Here is an 18024-nt window from a genome sequence, read left to right as displayed (position 1 = left end):
ACCTAATGTTTTGTTGTGATAATTTGTTTTTTTGTAATAAATTGTCTCGTGGAACAGTAAACAAAATTAGTAAGGACAAAGCATGAAGTTTATTTGGTTGAAAGTGGCCGTCACTGTATTGGTATTTGCAGCCCTGTTTGGCATTGTTTATTACAAAGTCGCCAGTGGCATGTCTTAACCGAACGGCCATAAGAGAAAATTATCTCGAGCCGCTATTTAGTGCAGCTGTTTTCGTTGCAGCGTGACTTTCCGGTTAACCAGAACGAGACTTTATATCGGTTCTTGGCAAACCGCAGATAACACCAATCTGCCAAAGGCTTAAATATCGCCCAGCGCAATGGGGCATATAACCAACCTTTGCCTACCAGCTTCCACGCTTGGTAAGTCACGTCCAAACCCAGCAGTAATTTTCCATTTTCATCGAGTGCATGCAAAATCGTATTGGCTGCGTCTGCATCTATCTGCGGGTAGTCTGAAAATGCTTCACTGCAGATATCGATGGTTTGAATTTGATTTTTGGTATCAGACTTAGCCAGTGCTGCCATCTCTTTTGCACAAAGTGGGCAAGTCCCATCATAAAAAATCGTTAGTGCAGTCATTGCTTCCCTTCCCATTTCTGCCAGTTCTAGATTGTACGCCATTACCAACGAGGTGGATCATTTTACTCAGTTATCCGACACTGTAATTGTGACGGTTATTTTACAGTACTATCACAAGGTAAATTTCACAGTACTCACTAACGATAAAGAGCTGATATTGATGATAATTAACGTAGCAAAAAAGTTCATTTTGGCAGCGTCTGCACTGATGTTAGGTGGCTGTGTTAGCTACAGCGTGACTGAGCAAGAAATGACAAACTACCTCCAAGATTCGGTGATGTTAGAGCAGGAAGTCGGTGTGCAAAACGTTATGTATGCGCAAGTCGCTGTCGATGACTTAGCGGTTCAAATTGGCAGAGCAGATACCGAGCGTGTTTCTGTTCTGGCGAATACCAATGCAAAAGTTCAGGTGTTTAATATGCCGAACATGGGGTTAGATCTAGATATTGAATTTAGCGCTGTTCCTGAATACGACAAAGAGAGTGGTGAGATTTATTTGAAGTCACTGCGCCTAGAACGCTTTGATGAAAAGGGGAACCAGCTTTCCCCTGAAATAGAGAAACTACTCAAACCTGCCGTCTCGATGATCGGTTTTGCCCTGTCTCAATCTCCGGTTTACAAGCTCGATAGTAATAAAGTGCAAGAGTCGTTGATTAAGTCTTCGGAACCTAACCTTGTGATTAAAGACAATAAGTTAGTTATTGAATTGTTTGACTAATTACATTTTCGCCAATCACTTTATTAAAATTAGAAGGCTATCATTCAAAATCAGAACGCTACTGTTCAAAATATTACTGCTTAAATAGTTGATGCTCGCATTCAAAGTTTTACTCTCTTTATTGGTGAACGAGAAAAGTGGTGGTTATTATGAAGTTAAAGTGAACTTAATCTATTTGTGATTACCAAGGATAAGGTAGAAATGAGAAACATCGTATATCTCACCATAGGCCAATTGGCAGAGCGCAGTGGCGTGGCACCTTCAGCGCTGCGCTTTTATGAAACCAAAGGGCTGATTGCTTCGATTCGTACTAATGGCAATCAACGTCGTTATCAATCAGCGATGTTGCGACGAATTGCCCTGATTCAAGTCGCGCAGTCGATTGGTTTCACGCTTGAAGAGATCACCGAAGAGTTGTCTACTTTGCCAATGAACCAGACTGCGACTAAGCGCGATTGGGAGCGAGTCGCGAAGAAGTGGCAGGGGCAACTCGACAGCAAAATGGCACAAATCCGCTCGCTACAAGAAAACCTAACCGGCTGTATCGGCTGCGGCTGTTTAAGTATGCAGAAGTGCCATTTATTGAACCCTGAAGATATCCTGCACGACCAAGGGCAGGGCGCTCAACGCATCGTTGAGTAGCTCTGACTTAAGGCTCCCTATCTGAGTTCGACGAATCCAATACACTCTATTTGACTGTCGTTTAGCCACTGCTTGAGTTCCGGGCTGGTGAGAAGCTTATACTCCTCAACACGTTTATCACTGTAGCTCGATAGAGACTTGAGCTGTTCACAAGCCACTAATGAAGGGTGGCACATCAACTCAAGCACACCGTCAGGCATCTTACTTTGGTAGCTCAGCAATAAATCTTGCAGGCCATTCAGTGATACGCCTTCGTCAAAGAAACGCATGTCGAAAGCATCAGGTGTCGATACTTGCAATGAATCTTGGCCACTTAAGATGTTATCGATTCGTCTTACTGGCAGACCAATGCGATTCACTGTACGAGTAAACGCTGCTTTTAGAGGTTTAAATACGCCCCCAAAATGATGGCTGTCGATATGATTAATCTTTAAATCCGCATCGATAGCAGCTTGGTATTGTGCGTTGAGTTCGAGTATTACTTCATCTTCATTCACATCTGATTTATCGAACAGGGTCACGTTGCTAAAGAAGTTGCCGTGTTCGTCTACTAAGCTCGGAACCAGCTCTGGTGACGTCAGTGGTTTCCCAGCGGTGACCGTGAAGTGCAAGCCTACTTCCGGCACCAAGCCTTGATGGTAAAGTTCAATAGCGTGTTGTGTTCCCGGTTGGTTCATCATTATGGTGGTCGATTTCACCATGCCTGCTTTGAAGCAATCGACGATGCCATCGTTCACGCTTTCAGTGAGGCCGAAATCGTCGGCGTTTAATATCAGTTTCATCGTTGGCCTCTTATGAATAGGATCGAATGTAGGTTATTTGTGTTAGCCCATTTTCGAGTGAGCTAACACGACTAGGTTATTGCTTATCCTGAGTTAGTCGATGAGCAAACGCAGGCATGAAGTCTAGGTTCTCTCGTATCGTTTCTTGTAATGCTTCCTCGATATGAGAACCGCTATCGACAATAGGATTCAGAATCAAAGCGCGTTTAGCTAACGCAATATCACCTGTCATCGCCGCTTTAACCGTTAGCGTTTCAAACTCTTTCATTTGTTGAATCAAGCGCAATGTATCGCTATCAAAAGGTTCTACGTTCAGTGGCAGGATTGCGCTACTGGTGATCACCGAACTCACTTCTACCGCACAGTCATCGGGTAGACCTTGAATCGCACCATTGTTGCGGGTGTTGACGTGCATGATAGAACGTTTGTTATTGTGAATACTGCTCATGAGCTCACAGGCCGCTTCAGAGTAGTATGCGCCCCCTCGCTCTTCTAATAATTGAGGTTTAGTATCGAGCGTCGGGTCTTTGTAGATCTTTAGCAACTGTTGCTCAACTTTCGCGACCAAATCCGCGCGATTGGTACTGCTTTCTGAAGCTGCAAACTCTTTGTCTAAGATGTCTCTTGATTGATAGTAGTAGCGTAAGTAAGCACAAGGAACTAGGTTTAAAGAACGAATAAGCTCGCCGTCCCATTCAAAGGGAGGGATGTTCTTCGGCATCATTTGGTCGTTGCCAACAATAAGTTCCTCAATCAGTTCACCCAGTTTGTCTTGGCCCTCATGGAGCACTTTACGAGCCCACACCAAGTGATTTAAGCCGGCTATTTGCATCGTCATATCTTTGCGTTCTGCACCTAGCATTTTGGCAGCACCGCGCTCCATATTCACAGGCACATTACACAAACCAACGGTTTTGATGGTCGAGTGTTTAATCAAGGCTTCAGTTACCATGCCTGATGGGTTGGTGAAGTTGAGTAACCAAGCTTCTGGGCAGAGTACTTCCATCTCTTTTGCGATTTCTAAAGCTATGGGTATGGTTCGACAAGCATTAGAGAAGCCGCCCAAGCCATTCGTCTCTTGGCCAATCATGCGATATTTTAGTGCAATTCTTTCATCTCGTAATCTTGCTTCTAACCGACCGGCTCGAAATTGAGAACAGACAAAGTTTGCGTCAACGAGCGCTGCTTTTCGGTCTGTCGTAAGGTGTACTGTGATATCACAGTTGGCTTTCTTAATCATTCGCTGGGTTAAATCTGCAATCACTTGCGCTTTTTCCATACCTTCTTCGATATCGACCAGCCAAATATCAGAAATAGGTAATTCGTGATAGCGTTTAAGTAAGCCTTCGATCAGCTCAGGGGTGTAACTTGAGCCACCACCAATCACCGTAACTTTTAGTTTTTGCATCATTTTACTCACCATTATTATTTAGATTACATGGTTTAATCTATATGATGAATAAGTACGCCGACAAACCAGTATCGATGGTTTATGCATTAGTGAGGTTAATCTATGGGCTTGTTTGAGAATCGCCAACAAACGCTGTCGTTGTTGCACACATTCAGTGTTTCGGCCAAACATTTGAGTTTTACTCTTGCTGCCGAAGAGCTATTTCTGACTCAAGGTGGAGTCAGTCATCGTATCAAGAAACTAGAACAACAATTGAAGTTCAACTTGTTTGTTCGCAAGACGAGGAAGCTTGAACTCACACCTGAAGGTCAACGCGTTTTGGCTATGTTGAATGTTTCTTTCGAATCTATTTTTTCTGAGCTAGTGGACATTCAAACCGGAGAGTTGAGCGGGGAGTTGTACATTGCAACCTCGCCTTATTTTGCGTCCTCTTGGTTGATGCCTCGTTTACCTGAGTTTAGAAAACTGTACCCCAATTTAAGCATCAAACTGCAAACCAAACAGAACCAATCTGATTTTCAATTTGAACCGTATGATGTGGCAATATTTTACAGTGAAGGCCACTATCCAAATCATCACAGTGAGCGATTGTTTACAGGTATTCGAACGCCTGTGTGTAGCCCTGAATATGCTGAAAAATTCAGCCTAGAAAAGGGAATACAGTATTTGGACCGTATTCAGTTCATCCACAGTGGGGATGTTACGGCATGGCAACGTTGGTTACATGAAGCCCAAAGCGATGTGGATTGTACTTTGCAATGTGATTATTACAGCGATAACCGCTTGGCTATGGATGCTGCAATGCTCTCTATGGGAGTGGCACTCGGACGTCTAGAATTTATGAAGTCGCAGATTGACCAAGGTTTGTTAATTACTCCATTTATGAGTATGGAATCTGGCAAAGGGTATGACTTAGTATGCCCTAAAGGGATGGATCAACGTACTAAGTTTCAAGTGTTTGCTCAATGGGTTAAGCAACAGTTGTGACCGAATGGCGTGCCTAGACAAACACGAATTATAGGTCTAGTTTAGATGGTTCTTTCAATAAAAGAAGAGGTTAGTTATGTTCAGCCATGTTTTTCTCGGTACCGAAGATATTGAACGCGCGAAGGCTTTTTATGACCCAATCATGAAGGTGCTTGGTTATAGCGAAGGCTCTGTTGATCCCAAAGGGCGCTGTGTTTACGTTAGCCAAACGGGTGTGTTGGGCTTAACGAAGCCGATTGATGGTCAGCCTGCGACTCACGGCAACGGCATGACGGTGGGTTTTCTTGCGTCTTCTCCTGAAGCTGTAGATGAGTGGCACCGTGTCGGTGTGGAAAATGGCGGCACAAGCATTGAAAACGGGCCAGGTGCGAGAGGCTCTGACGAACGTCGTCTTTACATGGCCTATTTGCGAGATCCTGATGGAAACAAGATCTGTGCAACTCACTTTATGCCATAGTGGCGTATAATTAGATCGTATTGATTGTTAAGAGCTTGTGAATCACGGCTCTGAACTTGTAAGTTTTCCTGAAGACTCACAAATATTGCAAAGGATCTGTCAGATGTCACCAAACGAACTGTTTTATGAGAGCTTTGAGCGCTGCAGGATCGACCAAGAATTTTTAGAAACCTTCTTGGCTGATTTTTGTGAGCATAATCCTAGGTTTTCAGAACGATTTGAAAGCATTGGATTAGAGCAACAAACCAAGATGCTCAAAGCTTCTATTATCCTCATCCACAACTCTGCTGGTCTGTCGAGTGTTCGAAATTCTGTGAAAAAGCTTGGGAAGCGACACAAAGATTTAGGGATGGATATCTCTGAACAAGAACTCAATGATTGGTTCAATTCATTGTTGAATACGGTTAAAAAGTACGACCCGCATTATGACGAGCAAGTTGAGCAAGCGTGGACAGAAACGCTTGATGTTGGCCTTAAGATCATGAAGCAAGAATGTGTTGTGCCACACCCTGTGAATCAATAAGTAAGTCACCAGCAGCTTTTCTTGAAAGGTAGACTTCATTTGAAAGGTAAGCCATGAATCCGGCTTACCTAAATTTCTAATATCCTGACTCTCTAATCAAAAATGAGCTGCCCAACCCACCAAGAAGCCTTGTGTGGCAGTATCGTATTCAAAAGTGCCTTTATTTTCGTAATCAACCCAAGTGGATTTGTAGGCGAGATTTAAATCTGACCAGTCGTTAATCTGGTAACGAGCTCCAGTTAACAATGAGCCGGTGAAGTTGGTGTCACTGCCAAGCCCCATGTCTAGGCTGGTGTGTACTGTCCAATTTTTGTTGAGTTCTTTGGTCCATCGAACTCCGACAAGATAATCGATCCAATCTTCATTGAGTGATTTACGTAAATCCACATTTCCGTTGGAACCGTAGAGCCTTGTATCAATATCGTTGTCCCACCAACGTATCCCCACCATATAATCAATCATCCCGATATCATATTGATAGCGTTTGAAGCCCTTAGCCTCTAAAACGCCTTGTCTTATATCGACATTGCCTTTCAAAATGTTTTTGTTTATGTCTAGTACAGAATCTGTTTTCCCACTTAATTTCATGTAGCTGTAATCAAGGTAGTAACCCCATTGATTGTCATAAATTCCTTCCAGGCGAAGCATGGCACCCATGTCGATATGATCCATGATGAATGCAGGATCAACGTCTACATCTGTTGAGATTCTACCGATCGTGCTGTTGCCTCGAATATTCAAAGCCTGAGCATAGATTTCAATACTGTGTTGCCATTTTTTTGTACTTGTTTCAGAGCTCGCTTCCTGAGCATTAACGGTTGAGCTGACAACTAACATTGATGCGATTAAGTAACGCCACTTAGCCATATTGATATCCCTATATTCGATTTGAAATAGCACGATTATGAATGTCTGTTCTAACTATCCATTTTTCACATATGCAACTTGTATATCCCTGATTGTAGACTATGTTTTTTGAAAAAAGCCAAATTAAAAGAGTAAGGATATGAAGCCACAAAGCGTTTTTTTGTTCGTCGCTGTTTTGGGTTTAACACCTATTGCGTTGTCGTACGGTTATGCCCCTGTTGTCTCCCTTGATTATCTTTTCGGAATTGATGCTAGCCCTATTAACGTCACTCATATCTTTCGTGCGGTGATGGGGTTGTATTTGGCGTTGGCTCTGTTTTGGATAGCAGGAGCGTTACTAAAGAAATACCGACTGCCAGCTCTCTACAGTTTGGTGGTCTTCATGTTGGGTTTGGCTGCCGGCCGAGTCATTAGCTTGGTGATAGATGGCATGCCTCACTGGCTACTTGTCGTTTATCTACTATTGGAGCTTGGCTTTGGTTTAGTCGGTTTAAAAATGATTCATAACGAGCAATCTGAAACAGTATAAGGACATTTTATGAAAGGGATTCTTCACCTTCTTACTCTGAGTGTGTTAAGTAGCTTTTCGCTATCGGCATGGTCAGCTCAAGAGCAACCGAATATTTTTGTTATCTTCACGGATGATATTGGGATATCAAACCTGAGTGCTTATCACAATGGTGTAATGAGTAGTGAAACACCGAACATTGATAGTATTGCTGAAAAGGGCATGCTACTGACCGATTACTACGCTCAACCTTCTTGTACTGCGGGTCGTTCTGCATTTTTAACGGGTCAACTTCCTGTGCGAACAGGCATGCACTCTGTTGGATTACCGGGTGGCCCAGTTGGTTTAAGTGCTGACACACCAACGCTGCCTGAAATCCTTAAAACCATGGGTTATGTGACGGGTCAATTCGGTAAGAACCACCTTGGTGACCGAGATGAATTCCTACCGACAATGCACGGTTTTGATGAGTATTGGGGCTGGTTGTATCACTTGAATGCCATGGAATATACGGAAGATCCCGATTGGCCAAAAGATGGGTCATTAGATGCCTTTGCGCCTCGTAATGTAATTTATTCAAGAGCCGATGGTAAAGGCGGACAAACCATTGAGGATGATGGTGCCTTGTCGATTGAGCGTATGCGCACACTGGATGATGAAGTAAACAAACACGCGATTAATTTCATCGAACGAGCGGTTAAAGCGGATAAGCCGTTCTTTACTTGGTATTGCCCATCACGTGGTCACGTTTGGACGCATCTTTCACCTGAATATGAAGCGATGCTCGGACAAAACGGTTGGGGGCTTCAAGAAGTGGTCATGAAAGATCTTGATGATCATGTCGGTGAGATGATGGCGAAAATGGAGGAACTTGGTATTGCCGATAACACCATCATCATTTTTACTGCGGATAATGGCCCTGAGATCATGACATGGCCAGATGGCGGTATGACACCATTCCATGGCGAAAAAGGCACAACTTGGGAAGGTGGCGTTCGTGCTCCGGCACTTGTGAGCTGGCCGGGTAAAATCCCTGCAGGTACTGTAGGTAATGGCATCTTTGATGGTATGGATTGGTTACCAACTCTGGTTGCTGCGGCTGGCGGCCCGATGGATCTAAAAGAGAAAATGCTAAAAGGTCACGATGGCTTTAAAGCGCACCTTGATGGTTACAACCAAGTGGATATGCTGACTGAGAAAGGTGAGTCAAACCGTAAAGAGATTTACTACTACGAACGAGATAAGCTACAAGCGGTTCGAGTGGGTGATTGGAAAGCGCACTTTGTGGTACAGAATCATGGTTGGAGTGGTCCGAAAGAAGAACTTAACGCGCCGCTATTGTTTAATTTGCGCCGTGATCCTTACGAGCGAGCCGCTGAAGAATCCGGTATGTATTTGAAGTGGATGGGGCAGAAAATGTGGGCATTTGGTCCAGCTCAAGCCGCTATTCAGCAGCATTTAGCGACCTTCGAAGCGTGGCCGCGAGTAACACCAGAATCTCCGGTTGAGAAAACAGGTGGTGTAGGCAATTAGCATACGGCTCCTATCCTAGGGATTAAACAAGCTCAGTATTCATAAATTTTAGAAATCTATGAATATTGGGCTTTTTTGTTTAATAAAAACGGCTGTCAGGATAATAATCGATTTTTATAGAGGTAGTTGATAGCTGTTTTTCAACTCTTTAACCGAGATATTAGACTGAATCGCACTGACACCTTTCACTCGTCTGATCGAGCTAATTCGCTCAAAGTACTCTTCCAAATCTTTCGCTAGCACTTGAATCATATAGTCGGCACCACCTGCAATACAGTGGCCCATTGGAATCCAATCTGTCACCGCGACAAATTCTTCGAACGGTTCGGTGTTTTCAACTTCGTGGTTACCTAGTGTCACTAGAGTGAAGCCTGAAACGAGAAGCCCGAGCTTCTTACGGTTGAGCTGGGCTGTATACCCATCAATATAACCGGTCTCTTCCATACGCTTCCAACGGCGCCAGCAAGGTGTTTCACTGAGGTTTACTTTTTCTGCTAGCTTGCTGTTGCTCATACGGCCATCTTTTTGAATGTGGCCAAGAATAGCAATATCTGTATCATCTAACACTTCGTTGGTGGATTCTTTCAGTTTCATGCTTTATTTTGAAAACTTTTGCTCAAATTTGAGTTAATAATAGCGCATATAGCAATTTAATTCCTAGTCGAACCTGTAAACTTTGCCCCAAACAACATACTACTAACTAGGAGAGAAAGAATGAGCGCTCAATTGATGCTGGCGTTCTTGCTGTTTTCAATATCAATTGGAATTACACCAGGAGCTGGAAATATTGCATTGCTTGGGATATCGAGCCGATATGGATTTGCGGCGACGTTGCCTTTTGTCTTAGGAAATGCTTTTGGCATTATTATCATATTGGCAGGGTCTAGTGCTGGATTAGTAAGCCTGTTTACTCTTTATCCAGAAATCTACACGATAATGAAGTACCTTGGTGCGGCTTATTTACTGTTCATGGCTTGGTCTATTGCCAATATGGAAATAGAGCAGGATCATTCAGCAAACCGTTCGGGGTTTGTTTCGGGTGTATTAATTCAAGTGTTAAACCCGAAAGGGTGGATTGCTTCTTTGACCGTTTTTTCTCAGTTTATTACCACGCAGGCAGACTATTTGGTTCAAGTCGTCACTATTACCACCATTATGGTCGTGACGGGTGTGTTGTGTATGTTGGTTTGGGCTTACTGTGGAACCATGCTTACCAAGCTACTGCAATCTCCAAAGCAGATGATGTTTGTGAACCGTTGTTTGGGCGGTAGCCTAGCGCTTGTGGTTGCCTTTATGCTTTATCAACCGGCATAGACCACAGTTTTACAAGATTGCTGCACTAGAGTTCGAGTCACCGGCTGGTGGCTCGAGTATTCTTGATGAGTGACGACTCTCTCAGTCTCATTTCGTACTTCTTATAAATCGATTCAACTAATAACCTAATCAACAACACACTTCTTCGGTATCTTTCATCTTCAAATTAATAGATAACAAAAAATTATCATTAATATAATTTATGATAATTTCAGTTAATCTTCGCATCTCCATATACTCTCTCCATCGAAACGAAACACCGAAGCTACTCTTCGGAAAGCACAGAATTAAAAACGAATTTGGAGCAAGTTATGAAAATGAATCACGTAGGCATCATGGTTGGCGACATGGACAAAGCAGTCGAGTTTTACACTAAGGCTCTGGGTCTAAGAATCGTAATGAACAACACTAAGGTTATGGAAGAGCGCGAATCAGCAATCGGCCGTATGTGTATCGCAGTATTTGGTGAAGGCTTCAAAGGCTTCAACATTGCACACCTAGTAACATCAGATGGCATCGGTGTTGAGCTGTTCGAAATGAAAGATCGCCAAGAGCGTCACGAAGTTGATTTCTCTCGCCTAGGTATCTTCCACTTCTGTCTACAGCTTCCAAAAGAGCAGTTTCATTCAGCTATCAAGCGCGTTGAAGAGTATGGCGGTAAGGTTCGTATGGACATCATGCGTTACCACCCAGAAGACGAACTAAAACAAGCGCAAATGGTTTACCTAGAAGACCCGTTTGGCAACCTATTCGAATTCTACTCGCACACATACGAAGACACGTACGCGACTGATTACGAGTAATAGCGTTACTGCCTTCCATAGGTAGAAAAACCGAAACACCCCCTAAAGAGGATTGGTAGAGATACCAGTCCTTTTTTTGTGCTTGGATGTTTTTGGCTGAGTAGCTTATCTATATGCGGGTGATTGAGAAATATACAATTTAAGACGTTGTTAAAGTTGACGTTTTGACGATAAAACCTTTCATGAATATGACGGAAGAAAGTGTCGTTCATGAAAACATTGGCAGTTCATACCGAATGGTAGCCTTGACTGAGCAGTGACTATACTCAGCTCAATATTGCTAACCAACAACAACGAAAATAGAGAAACATGCAGAGATTAGCGTTCCCAAATTACATGAAAAAATTACATATCATCTTTACCGCTCTTATTCTTATGATATTAGCCGGATGCACCTCAACATCGGCTGTCGGCAGTTCTAAAACAAAGGAATATGCCAAGTCACACGCTCTTGCTGGTAAAGCTTCTTGGTATGGAGATAAGTTTCATGGAAAGCTCACAGCAAGTGGTGAGACGTATAATATGAATGCGAATACTGCGGCTCATAAAACTTTGCCATTCGGGACTATCGTGAGAGTGACCAATACAGACAATAACAAGTCTGTTGATGTGAAAATTAACGATCGAGGGCCTTACGTAAAAGGCCGAGTGATCGACCTTTCGCACAAGGCATTTGCACAAATAGGTAACGTTAAGAAAGGCACTGTACCTGTCAAAATCGAGATTGTTGATGACAGCAATACCTTTAGGTATAAGCACTAATTGCCTTAAAGCCTGTATTTGTTTGTGAAACTCAAAGGATTGGTAGAGATACCGATCCTTTTTTGTTTTTTAGGAAAACCTAACGAAAATGAAATTACATTTCGTTACTTACTGAAGTAAATCTGAAACATCGCTGACACGGTTCTGAAATTTTTGATGGTTAGCTTATGGGGTTCTAAAACGAATCCAAATAAGGAAATACCCGTGAAGCTAACACCTGTCGTTGCCGCCGTAATTATGTCTTTCAGTTCAGCAAGTTTTGCTTTTAGCTTGCAACAATCTACCAATGAAAACAGTGAAGATCTCGTATGGACAGGGCACCTTAGCCCAGACAGCGACACGGTAATGTCTGCGATGCTCGCGGCTCATATCTATGGTGGTACGGCGGCAGTGCCTGAGCCTATCAACCCTGAATCGACGTTTATCTTGAACTACTGTAATGCGGAATCACCACGTGTAGAGACAGATTACTCTTCATACCGAGTGGGGCTGGTAGACTTCAACCAAGTGACTCAACTCGCGCCAACTATCGATCAATCATCCATTGTGGCTGTGGTCGACCATCACGCAATTGGTGGCTCACCGATTAACACCCCACAGATTGTCGAGATGGATATTCGAGGTTGGGGGTCGGCTGCAACGATTCTGGTTGATAACGCTGAAAAGCTCGATGTGACCTTACCTAAACACCTTGCTTGTGTTGGCTTGGGGGCGATTCTTTCTGACACCGTGGTGTTCCAATCATCAACCACAACTGAGCACGATCGTGAATACGCAGAGAAGTTAGCAAAAGTTGCAGGCATTTCAGATATCGAAGACTTCGGCCAACAGATGTTGATTGCTAAATCGGATCTTAGCCATCTTTCATCTGAAACCATTTTGACGCTGGATTACAAAAACTTTAAATACGGTGGCAAGCAGGTGGGTATCGGTGTCGCTGAAACGCTAACGGCTCAACAATTGATTGACCGTAAAGACGAGCTATTGGCTGCGATGAAGGCTTATAAAGCAGAAAACGGGCTAGACCATCTGTTCTTCTCAATCACAGATACTAAGAACAAAGAAGCGAACCTATTGTGGGTGGATGAAAGCGACTATCAAGTCATTAAATCGGCTTTCAACGCAGAACCAACAAGCGATATGTTGACTCTGGAAGGCGTCACTTCTCGTAAGCGTCAGATTGGCCCTGCGGTTCAAAAGGCAATTGAAAGCTTGTAAGTATTAGAGAGTTTGGGAGAGGGATTGGTAGATATACCAATCCCTTTTTTGATTTCTATATAATTAGTTATCGGTAGATGTGCGGTTATTTGATAGTAAACAGGTGACATAGTTAACAAATTAGTATTGACTGATATACCTACAATAAATGCGGAGTTATTATCCGACGATTACTCTATGTATTTCAGCAGGCTATTTCATGAAATTAAATCAGGTTCTAAACCACACTAATCAAGTTGAACGTTCTAAATTCGTCAACTGCATAGACAAGTTATGTCAAGACATTAAAGATGATCCTGATTTAGCCAAACAACTGGATAAAATCGATGGGCAGCTTAAGGCTGCGTCAGGCAACGAAATAACGCAATTATTTAGCCTAATTCCTACTCTTTTCAAAAAGCATCTTAAAGAACAAATTGCGATCGGCGGTCCTCAGGTTTCTTTATTGATTAATATTCTCGTAAGAGATGGAAACTGCATTGCAACTATCCCTTGGATCGAAAGCCTTTACGCTAAAGAATACAAAGAAATTAATGACTTAAGCTTAAGTCTTATCAAAGAAATTGAAGATAATGATTCTGTTGATTTTGAACGTTTGAACCGTTTAGATATTTATCGTGAATGTATGAAAACGGCTTTTGATAATGATTTGAAATCTAACCGTACTGCAAAAATATCTGAAGATGAAAGAAGCATTCTAAACGTTTTAGCAGAAAGGTTGGCGCTTTCACGAGAGGAAATTCATGCTATTGAGCATTCCATTGACCCAATTCCAGAGTTGGGGATTGAAAATTCACTTGAGTACCTCCGTGAAAATGGAATCATCCTTATTAACAGACGCCGCGCCGAGGTTATGGTTGCTGATGAAGTGATCGAATCTCTGCACGATGTATTAGGGAAGGAATTACATGATAAGTACGTACTCCGTATCTTAAGGTCACTCTCTGATGCTGATCTCTCCAACATACTTAAGAACCATGGGTACAAAATTCGTGGAGTTGAGCGACAAGACAAAATAGCAACAATTGTACATTCTGGTTTATCCATCAGAAGTATTTTGATGACTGATTTACATAGTGAAGATGCTACGCAGAACCAAAGAAAAGAACGCATAAAGCAACTAATTGAAGACATGGATCTGGATATTTCAAGAATTGGTACAAGATTGCAAGATCGTATCGATGTCATGATTGATTACCTGAGAGCATCAGAAGACGAAGAGTTTAATCTACTCAGTGTTAGCGGCTATAAAGAATTATTAGAGGCGTTGTCCCGAACAGAGCTTAGTGTTGAAGAGCGAATCCGAGCTGATTTCGAGATTGAGAATAAGGAAACTCTAGATCCTGAGCGTTTAAAAGCCCTCAGTATTACGCCACTAGATATTCTTTACCTATACAGTAATGATGAAATTAAAACTATTCGAAATGATATGAATCTGCCGAGGCGTGGTAATCCAAGAAGTCAGATCATTGAGAGCTTCGCTAGCGCAAATGATCGCTTAATTGAAAATTATCATCTCCTAGCTTGTCGTGATCTTCAAGGACTGCAATCTGCGGGGATTGATATTAAAGAAGCAGATATCGGTGTTAAATTTGAAGAAGCAACTCGTTCAATTTTAGAGCAGTTAGGAATGAACGTAGATGAAGATTTGAGAAAAGATATCAATACAGCAAAAGACAAAGCTGACATCATTATCTCGTTGGAAAATGATGATGTTATTATTGGTGAAGCAAAGTCATTTAAGAACGGGCAATTCTCGAAATATTCTTCGACTTCTCGTCAAGTTAAGGCATACGTTAAGCGTTGTGAAGCCAACGGGCACAGAGTCGCTCAAGTATTGATTGTTGCTCCAAAGTTCTCCGAAGATTTTATCGATGCAGCTGACATGGATACAGAGATCAATATTTCTTTGTTAGAGGCCGAAGGGTTGCAGAAAATATTGGCAGCATTTAAACAACGTAGAAACCCTAATTTCTCTCCTAAGCTATTAACAAAGGGAGGGTTACTTAAAGCTGATTTGATTTCCAAATCGATTTAGGTAATTACTTTAGGTTAATAAACATCGAGCTAAGACATCTTAGCTCGATTTTTTGCATCAGAACCTAGAGTATTTCGATTCACCCAAAAAAATGGAACGCCTGAGCGTTCCATTTTTCGTATCTGATTTACCTTAAACTTGCTCGCTTGGGTGTCCCCACATCAGCTCGCTTGCGTAAGGGCCTGTGATGCTTGAGGTTGATTCACCTACTTCATCTAATGCGCCAGGGGTGAGTGCTTTAGCGAACCAGCACTCTAGAGGTGCAAGTGTTTTTACTGGTGGAAGAACATTATGTGGCGTGTTGTAACGGTTTCCGTAGTGGATAGGGTCGCCCATCACGAAGATAACGTCAGCGTCGAGTTGCTTCTCGGCTTCTTCCATTAATCGTGTCGCGTAACCTTTGCCTTGATACTCTGGCAATACCGCTAACGGTGCCAATATATAACACTTCAAATGTGGTGCTGCGTCTACAGTGATTGGGGTATAGCATGCGTGTGCTACGCCTTCATGCACGATAGAAAAGCTGCCGTCGGCAATAAGATCGTCGGCAAATTCTGCGTACAGTTTTGCATGGCGTTCGTCGTAAAGCCCGCCAGCAGCGGCGAAAGCTTGGTATTGAATTTCATAAGGTGTTTTCATTTGAAAAATTCCTAACTTAAATTGTTTTTTGCTAGCGTTTTCTGATAGATACTTTAAATAGAAAGTTACTTGAGATAGCTAGCTGCGTTTTATTGAGCTTTTAAGCGAGGTACTTATAAATCCAGCAGCAGTAAGTACTTAGCGATGAAGCGTTCTTTAACTTGTTCTAACGGGTAATCACCATCCGAGAACAAGTAATTGAGTGCGATACCATCGATATCGGCGATTAACATGTGGCTATCGACAATGCTGTTGGCATTGGGAATATCACATAGAATGACCTCGAAAGACTGCATCATCAGTTGATAGCGTTCGTCCAACAGGTCTTTCAAGATCAGCCTCAACGATGGCTGACATTTCACTTGGTAATCCAACTGATAAAACAGTTTTTGTTGTGGTTCGGCCATCGACAAGAAGATGTGCTCAATAAGGTTAATGAACCTCTCTTTTACCGACATTCCTTCACTAGATAGGTCAACACTTTCTCTGACCTCACTAATGATCTCTGCCATGCGAACAAACACTTGTCTTAGTAGGTCATCTTTATTTTTAAAATGATGAAAAACTAAGCCCTTCGATACTTTCGCTGTTTCACACACCTGTGCGATAGACGTTTTTTCAAAGCCTTGTGTCGCGAATAATTCAATCGCGGCTTGGATTGCTTGCTGCTTCTTGTCCATGGAATTCACTCAATTATTTTACAGACCGACTATCCGGTCTGCAATTTATTGTGTGGATAATATACAACAAAAGTGAGGATCGCAAGATCTTTAAAGATCGTTGAATTGGAGTGATGTTCGGGAAGAACCTAGGTTAGAAGCCTATAAAAGTGGCTTCCTTTTACTGTGGAGTTCTGCGTCTGAATTTATGGGAGTGTATTTATACCTTTAAGCATCCCCTCGTATCCATGAAGTAATGGACGCTATTCTTGTTCAGTCCTCAACCAAAACTCAGAAAGATCTTCAAACAAGTCGTCGTTGTCTAAGATACTTAAATGATTTTCGTCGTACCCGAAAATTTGGTCGGCGTTCAATTGAGCTGGTCGCGAAAGCTGGCTTGATAGGTCAATTACGCCATCATTACTGTTGGTATTAAATAACTCCCCCGAATTGTATCCAAACGCTAAAAAGTGCGGGGTATGGTTTTTAGTCTTACTACCAAATAACTCGGCGATAAATTTTCCGTCTGGATTTAAATCTACCCAAGCTGGCATCACGATAGGGGAGTATTCAACCCCTTGCTTGGCGGATGCCACACCACCAAACGGGGAAGATATGGTGGTGATGCTGCTGACAAAATTGCATAACTGTCCGATTTGGCACTGACGAACACTGTTTGCCACGATCAGCCCGCCCATGCTGTGTGCCACCACGTGTAATTGTTGGATCTTGTATTCCGTCACTATGGTATGCAGCAGGTTATTCAAGCCTTTCGAACTTAAAACCAGAGATAAGCCAGAAGGGTAGTTGAATACCCATATTTGGTATTTAGATTGATCTATTTTTTCGATTAATGGAGCAAAATCTAAAGCGGTTGCGTTGATACCATGTACAAATAGGATAGGGATTTTAGTTGGGTCGTATTCCGACAAAAAGTAGAGTCCAGCATTCCCTTCAAAAAAGAATGTTACTGGCTGCCACATGCCGAGCTTAGCGTTTTCTCGCTTAAAGGGCGGATCCGTTAAACTCACCACGGTGCCTATATCGACAAGATCCAATTCCACTTTCAGTAAAGAGGACAGTGAGTGATTAACAAAGGCTCTGGGCGCTTTGTTTTCGTCAATGGCGAGTGAAATTCTTACTGTAGAATTGTCTTGGTGATCATGCAGATTAACGACACTGAATGGTTCGTCAGCCTGTAGGGTTAAATCTTGGTTTTTATCATCAAAGACAAGTAGGTAGTGTATTTTTCTAGATAGCTGCAATTGAATACTGTCGCTATCTATTATGCCGTCGTAGCCATCAACTTCGCTTTTATTGATATCTTTTATCTGTTGAATAACGACGGCTGAGCCCGACGCAGGTTCGGTCAGAATGATTTGGTACTGGTCGGTATAGGCATCAATTGCGTCTATCTCATTAGATAGATTTCTAAAATTACCACACCCTGATAGCACAACACTGAATAACAGTACGAAAAATAATCGTCCAGTAATGAATTGCCTCATTCCAATTTTATCCATAAATCAACAACCTGTGTTTAATAGTAGCAATAAAACTGTGC

Annotated in this window: 20 protein-coding genes; 12 read left to right on the top strand and 8 right to left on the bottom strand. The window is 42.5% G+C overall.

The window, feature by feature from the left end; genetic code table 11:
* Positions 1-212 precede the first annotated feature (212 nt).
* Positions 213-599 (bottom strand): thiol-disulfide oxidoreductase DCC family protein, encoded by a 387-nt coding sequence (locus OCV44_RS09895; protein WP_139684451.1) that lies wholly within the window; start codon positions 597-599, stop codon positions 213-215.
* Between the two features lie 160 nt (positions 600-759).
* Between OCV44_RS09895 and OCV44_RS09890 the strand changes: the two genes are divergently transcribed.
* Both OCV44_RS09890 and soxR read left to right on the top strand, forming a co-directional pair.
* Entirely contained in the window at positions 760-1317 is a 558-nt protein-coding gene (locus OCV44_RS09890; RefSeq protein WP_139684452.1) for a DUF1439 domain-containing protein, read from the top strand.
* A 201-nt stretch (positions 1318-1518) separates the two neighbouring features.
* Positions 1519-1959 carry a redox-sensitive transcriptional activator SoxR gene (gene soxR, locus OCV44_RS09885; protein WP_139684453.1) on the top strand — a complete coding sequence of 147 codons (441 nt, stop codon included), beginning with the start codon at positions 1519-1521 and terminating at the stop codon, positions 1957-1959.
* A gap of 17 nt (positions 1960-1976) precedes the next feature.
* On the opposite strand, the gene OCV44_RS09880 is transcribed toward soxR, so the two are convergent.
* Positions 1977-2741 (bottom strand): carbohydrate deacetylase, encoded by a 765-nt coding sequence (locus OCV44_RS09880; protein ID WP_139684454.1) that lies wholly within the window; start codon positions 2739-2741, stop codon positions 1977-1979.
* 76 nt (positions 2742-2817) lie between these two features.
* On the bottom strand, positions 2818-4152 hold the full coding sequence (locus OCV44_RS09875; protein ID WP_170213708.1) for a 6-phospho-beta-glucosidase: 1335 nt from the start codon (positions 4150-4152) through the stop codon (positions 2818-2820).
* Positions 4153-4254: 102 nt separating this feature from the next.
* Here OCV44_RS09875 and OCV44_RS09870 point away from each other — a divergent pair, with 102 nt between their 5' ends.
* The 3 genes from OCV44_RS09870 (at position 4255) to OCV44_RS09860 (ending at position 6119) form a co-directional block, all read left to right on the top strand.
* Positions 4255-5139 carry a LysR substrate-binding domain-containing protein gene (locus OCV44_RS09870; protein WP_139684456.1) on the top strand — a complete coding sequence of 295 codons (885 nt, stop codon included), beginning with the start codon at positions 4255-4257 and terminating at the stop codon, positions 5137-5139.
* A 76-nt stretch (positions 5140-5215) separates the two neighbouring features.
* On the top strand, positions 5216-5596 hold the full coding sequence (locus tag OCV44_RS09865; protein ID WP_139684457.1) for a VOC family protein: 381 nt from the start codon (positions 5216-5218) through the stop codon (positions 5594-5596).
* Between the two features lie 103 nt (positions 5597-5699).
* Positions 5700-6119: a globin domain-containing protein gene (locus OCV44_RS09860; RefSeq protein WP_139684458.1), complete on the top strand. Its 420-nt coding sequence runs from the start codon at positions 5700-5702 to the stop codon at positions 6117-6119.
* Positions 6120-6215: 96 nt separating this feature from the next.
* Here OCV44_RS09860 and OCV44_RS09855 read toward each other — a convergent pair whose 3' ends face one another.
* Positions 6216-6986, bottom strand: a complete 771-nt coding sequence (locus tag OCV44_RS09855; protein ID WP_139684459.1) for a hypothetical protein — start codon at positions 6984-6986, stop codon at positions 6216-6218.
* A 139-nt stretch (positions 6987-7125) separates the two neighbouring features.
* Between OCV44_RS09855 and OCV44_RS09850 the strand changes: the two genes are divergently transcribed.
* Both OCV44_RS09850 and OCV44_RS09845 read left to right on the top strand, forming a co-directional pair.
* Positions 7126-7515, top strand: a complete 390-nt coding sequence (locus OCV44_RS09850; RefSeq protein WP_139684460.1) for a DUF4345 domain-containing protein — start codon at positions 7126-7128, stop codon at positions 7513-7515.
* Positions 7516-7524: 9 nt separating this feature from the next.
* Positions 7525-9027, top strand: a complete 1503-nt coding sequence (locus tag OCV44_RS09845) for an arylsulfatase (RefSeq protein ID WP_139684461.1) — start codon at positions 7525-7527, stop codon at positions 9025-9027.
* A gap of 114 nt (positions 9028-9141) precedes the next feature.
* Here OCV44_RS09845 and OCV44_RS09840 read toward each other — a convergent pair whose 3' ends face one another.
* Positions 9142-9621: an Lrp/AsnC family transcriptional regulator gene (locus OCV44_RS09840; protein ID WP_139684462.1), complete on the bottom strand. Its 480-nt coding sequence runs from the start codon at positions 9619-9621 to the stop codon at positions 9142-9144.
* Between the two features lie 120 nt (positions 9622-9741).
* Here OCV44_RS09840 and OCV44_RS09835 point away from each other — a divergent pair, with 120 nt between their 5' ends.
* From OCV44_RS09835 to OCV44_RS09815, 5 genes are all read left to right on the top strand, one after another.
* Positions 9742-10341, top strand: a complete 600-nt coding sequence (locus tag OCV44_RS09835) for a LysE family translocator (RefSeq protein WP_139684463.1) — start codon at positions 9742-9744, stop codon at positions 10339-10341.
* Positions 10342-10652: 311 nt separating this feature from the next.
* Positions 10653-11144 carry a VOC family protein gene (locus OCV44_RS09830; RefSeq protein WP_029406249.1) on the top strand — a complete coding sequence of 164 codons (492 nt, stop codon included), beginning with the start codon at positions 10653-10655 and terminating at the stop codon, positions 11142-11144.
* A gap of 309 nt (positions 11145-11453) precedes the next feature.
* On the top strand, positions 11454-11906 hold the full coding sequence (locus tag OCV44_RS09825) for a septal ring lytic transglycosylase RlpA family protein (protein WP_139684464.1): 453 nt from the start codon (positions 11454-11456) through the stop codon (positions 11904-11906).
* A 204-nt stretch (positions 11907-12110) separates the two neighbouring features.
* Positions 12111-13124, top strand: coding sequence for a manganese-dependent inorganic pyrophosphatase (locus OCV44_RS09820; RefSeq protein ID WP_139684465.1), 1014 nt, complete (start codon positions 12111-12113; stop codon positions 13122-13124).
* 199 nt (positions 13125-13323) lie between these two features.
* Positions 13324-15162, top strand: a complete 1839-nt coding sequence (locus OCV44_RS09815; protein WP_139684466.1) for a hypothetical protein — start codon at positions 13324-13326, stop codon at positions 15160-15162.
* Positions 15163-15294: 132 nt separating this feature from the next.
* On the opposite strand, the gene OCV44_RS09810 is transcribed toward OCV44_RS09815, so the two are convergent.
* The 3 genes from OCV44_RS09810 to OCV44_RS09800 all read right to left on the bottom strand — a co-directional run bounded on the left by OCV44_RS09810 (position 15295) and on the right by OCV44_RS09800 (position 17983).
* Positions 15295-15801 (bottom strand): GNAT family N-acetyltransferase, encoded by a 507-nt coding sequence (locus OCV44_RS09810; protein WP_139684467.1) that lies wholly within the window; start codon positions 15799-15801, stop codon positions 15295-15297.
* Between the two features lie 113 nt (positions 15802-15914).
* Entirely contained in the window at positions 15915-16400 is a 486-nt protein-coding gene (locus tag OCV44_RS09805; RefSeq protein WP_315973228.1) for a TetR/AcrR family transcriptional regulator, read from the bottom strand.
* Positions 16401-16723: 323 nt separating this feature from the next.
* A complete protein-coding gene (locus tag OCV44_RS09800; RefSeq protein ID WP_390903450.1) occupies positions 16724-17983 on the bottom strand; it encodes an esterase/lipase family protein in 1260 nt (419 codons plus the stop codon).
* Positions 17984-18024: the final 41 nt, after the last annotated feature.

This window comes from Vibrio tasmaniensis, from assembly GCF_024347635.1.
GTDB classification, from domain to species: Bacteria; Pseudomonadota; Gammaproteobacteria; order Enterobacterales; family Vibrionaceae; genus Vibrio; species Vibrio tasmaniensis.
This window is presented reverse-complemented; position numbering and strand designations above follow the sequence as displayed.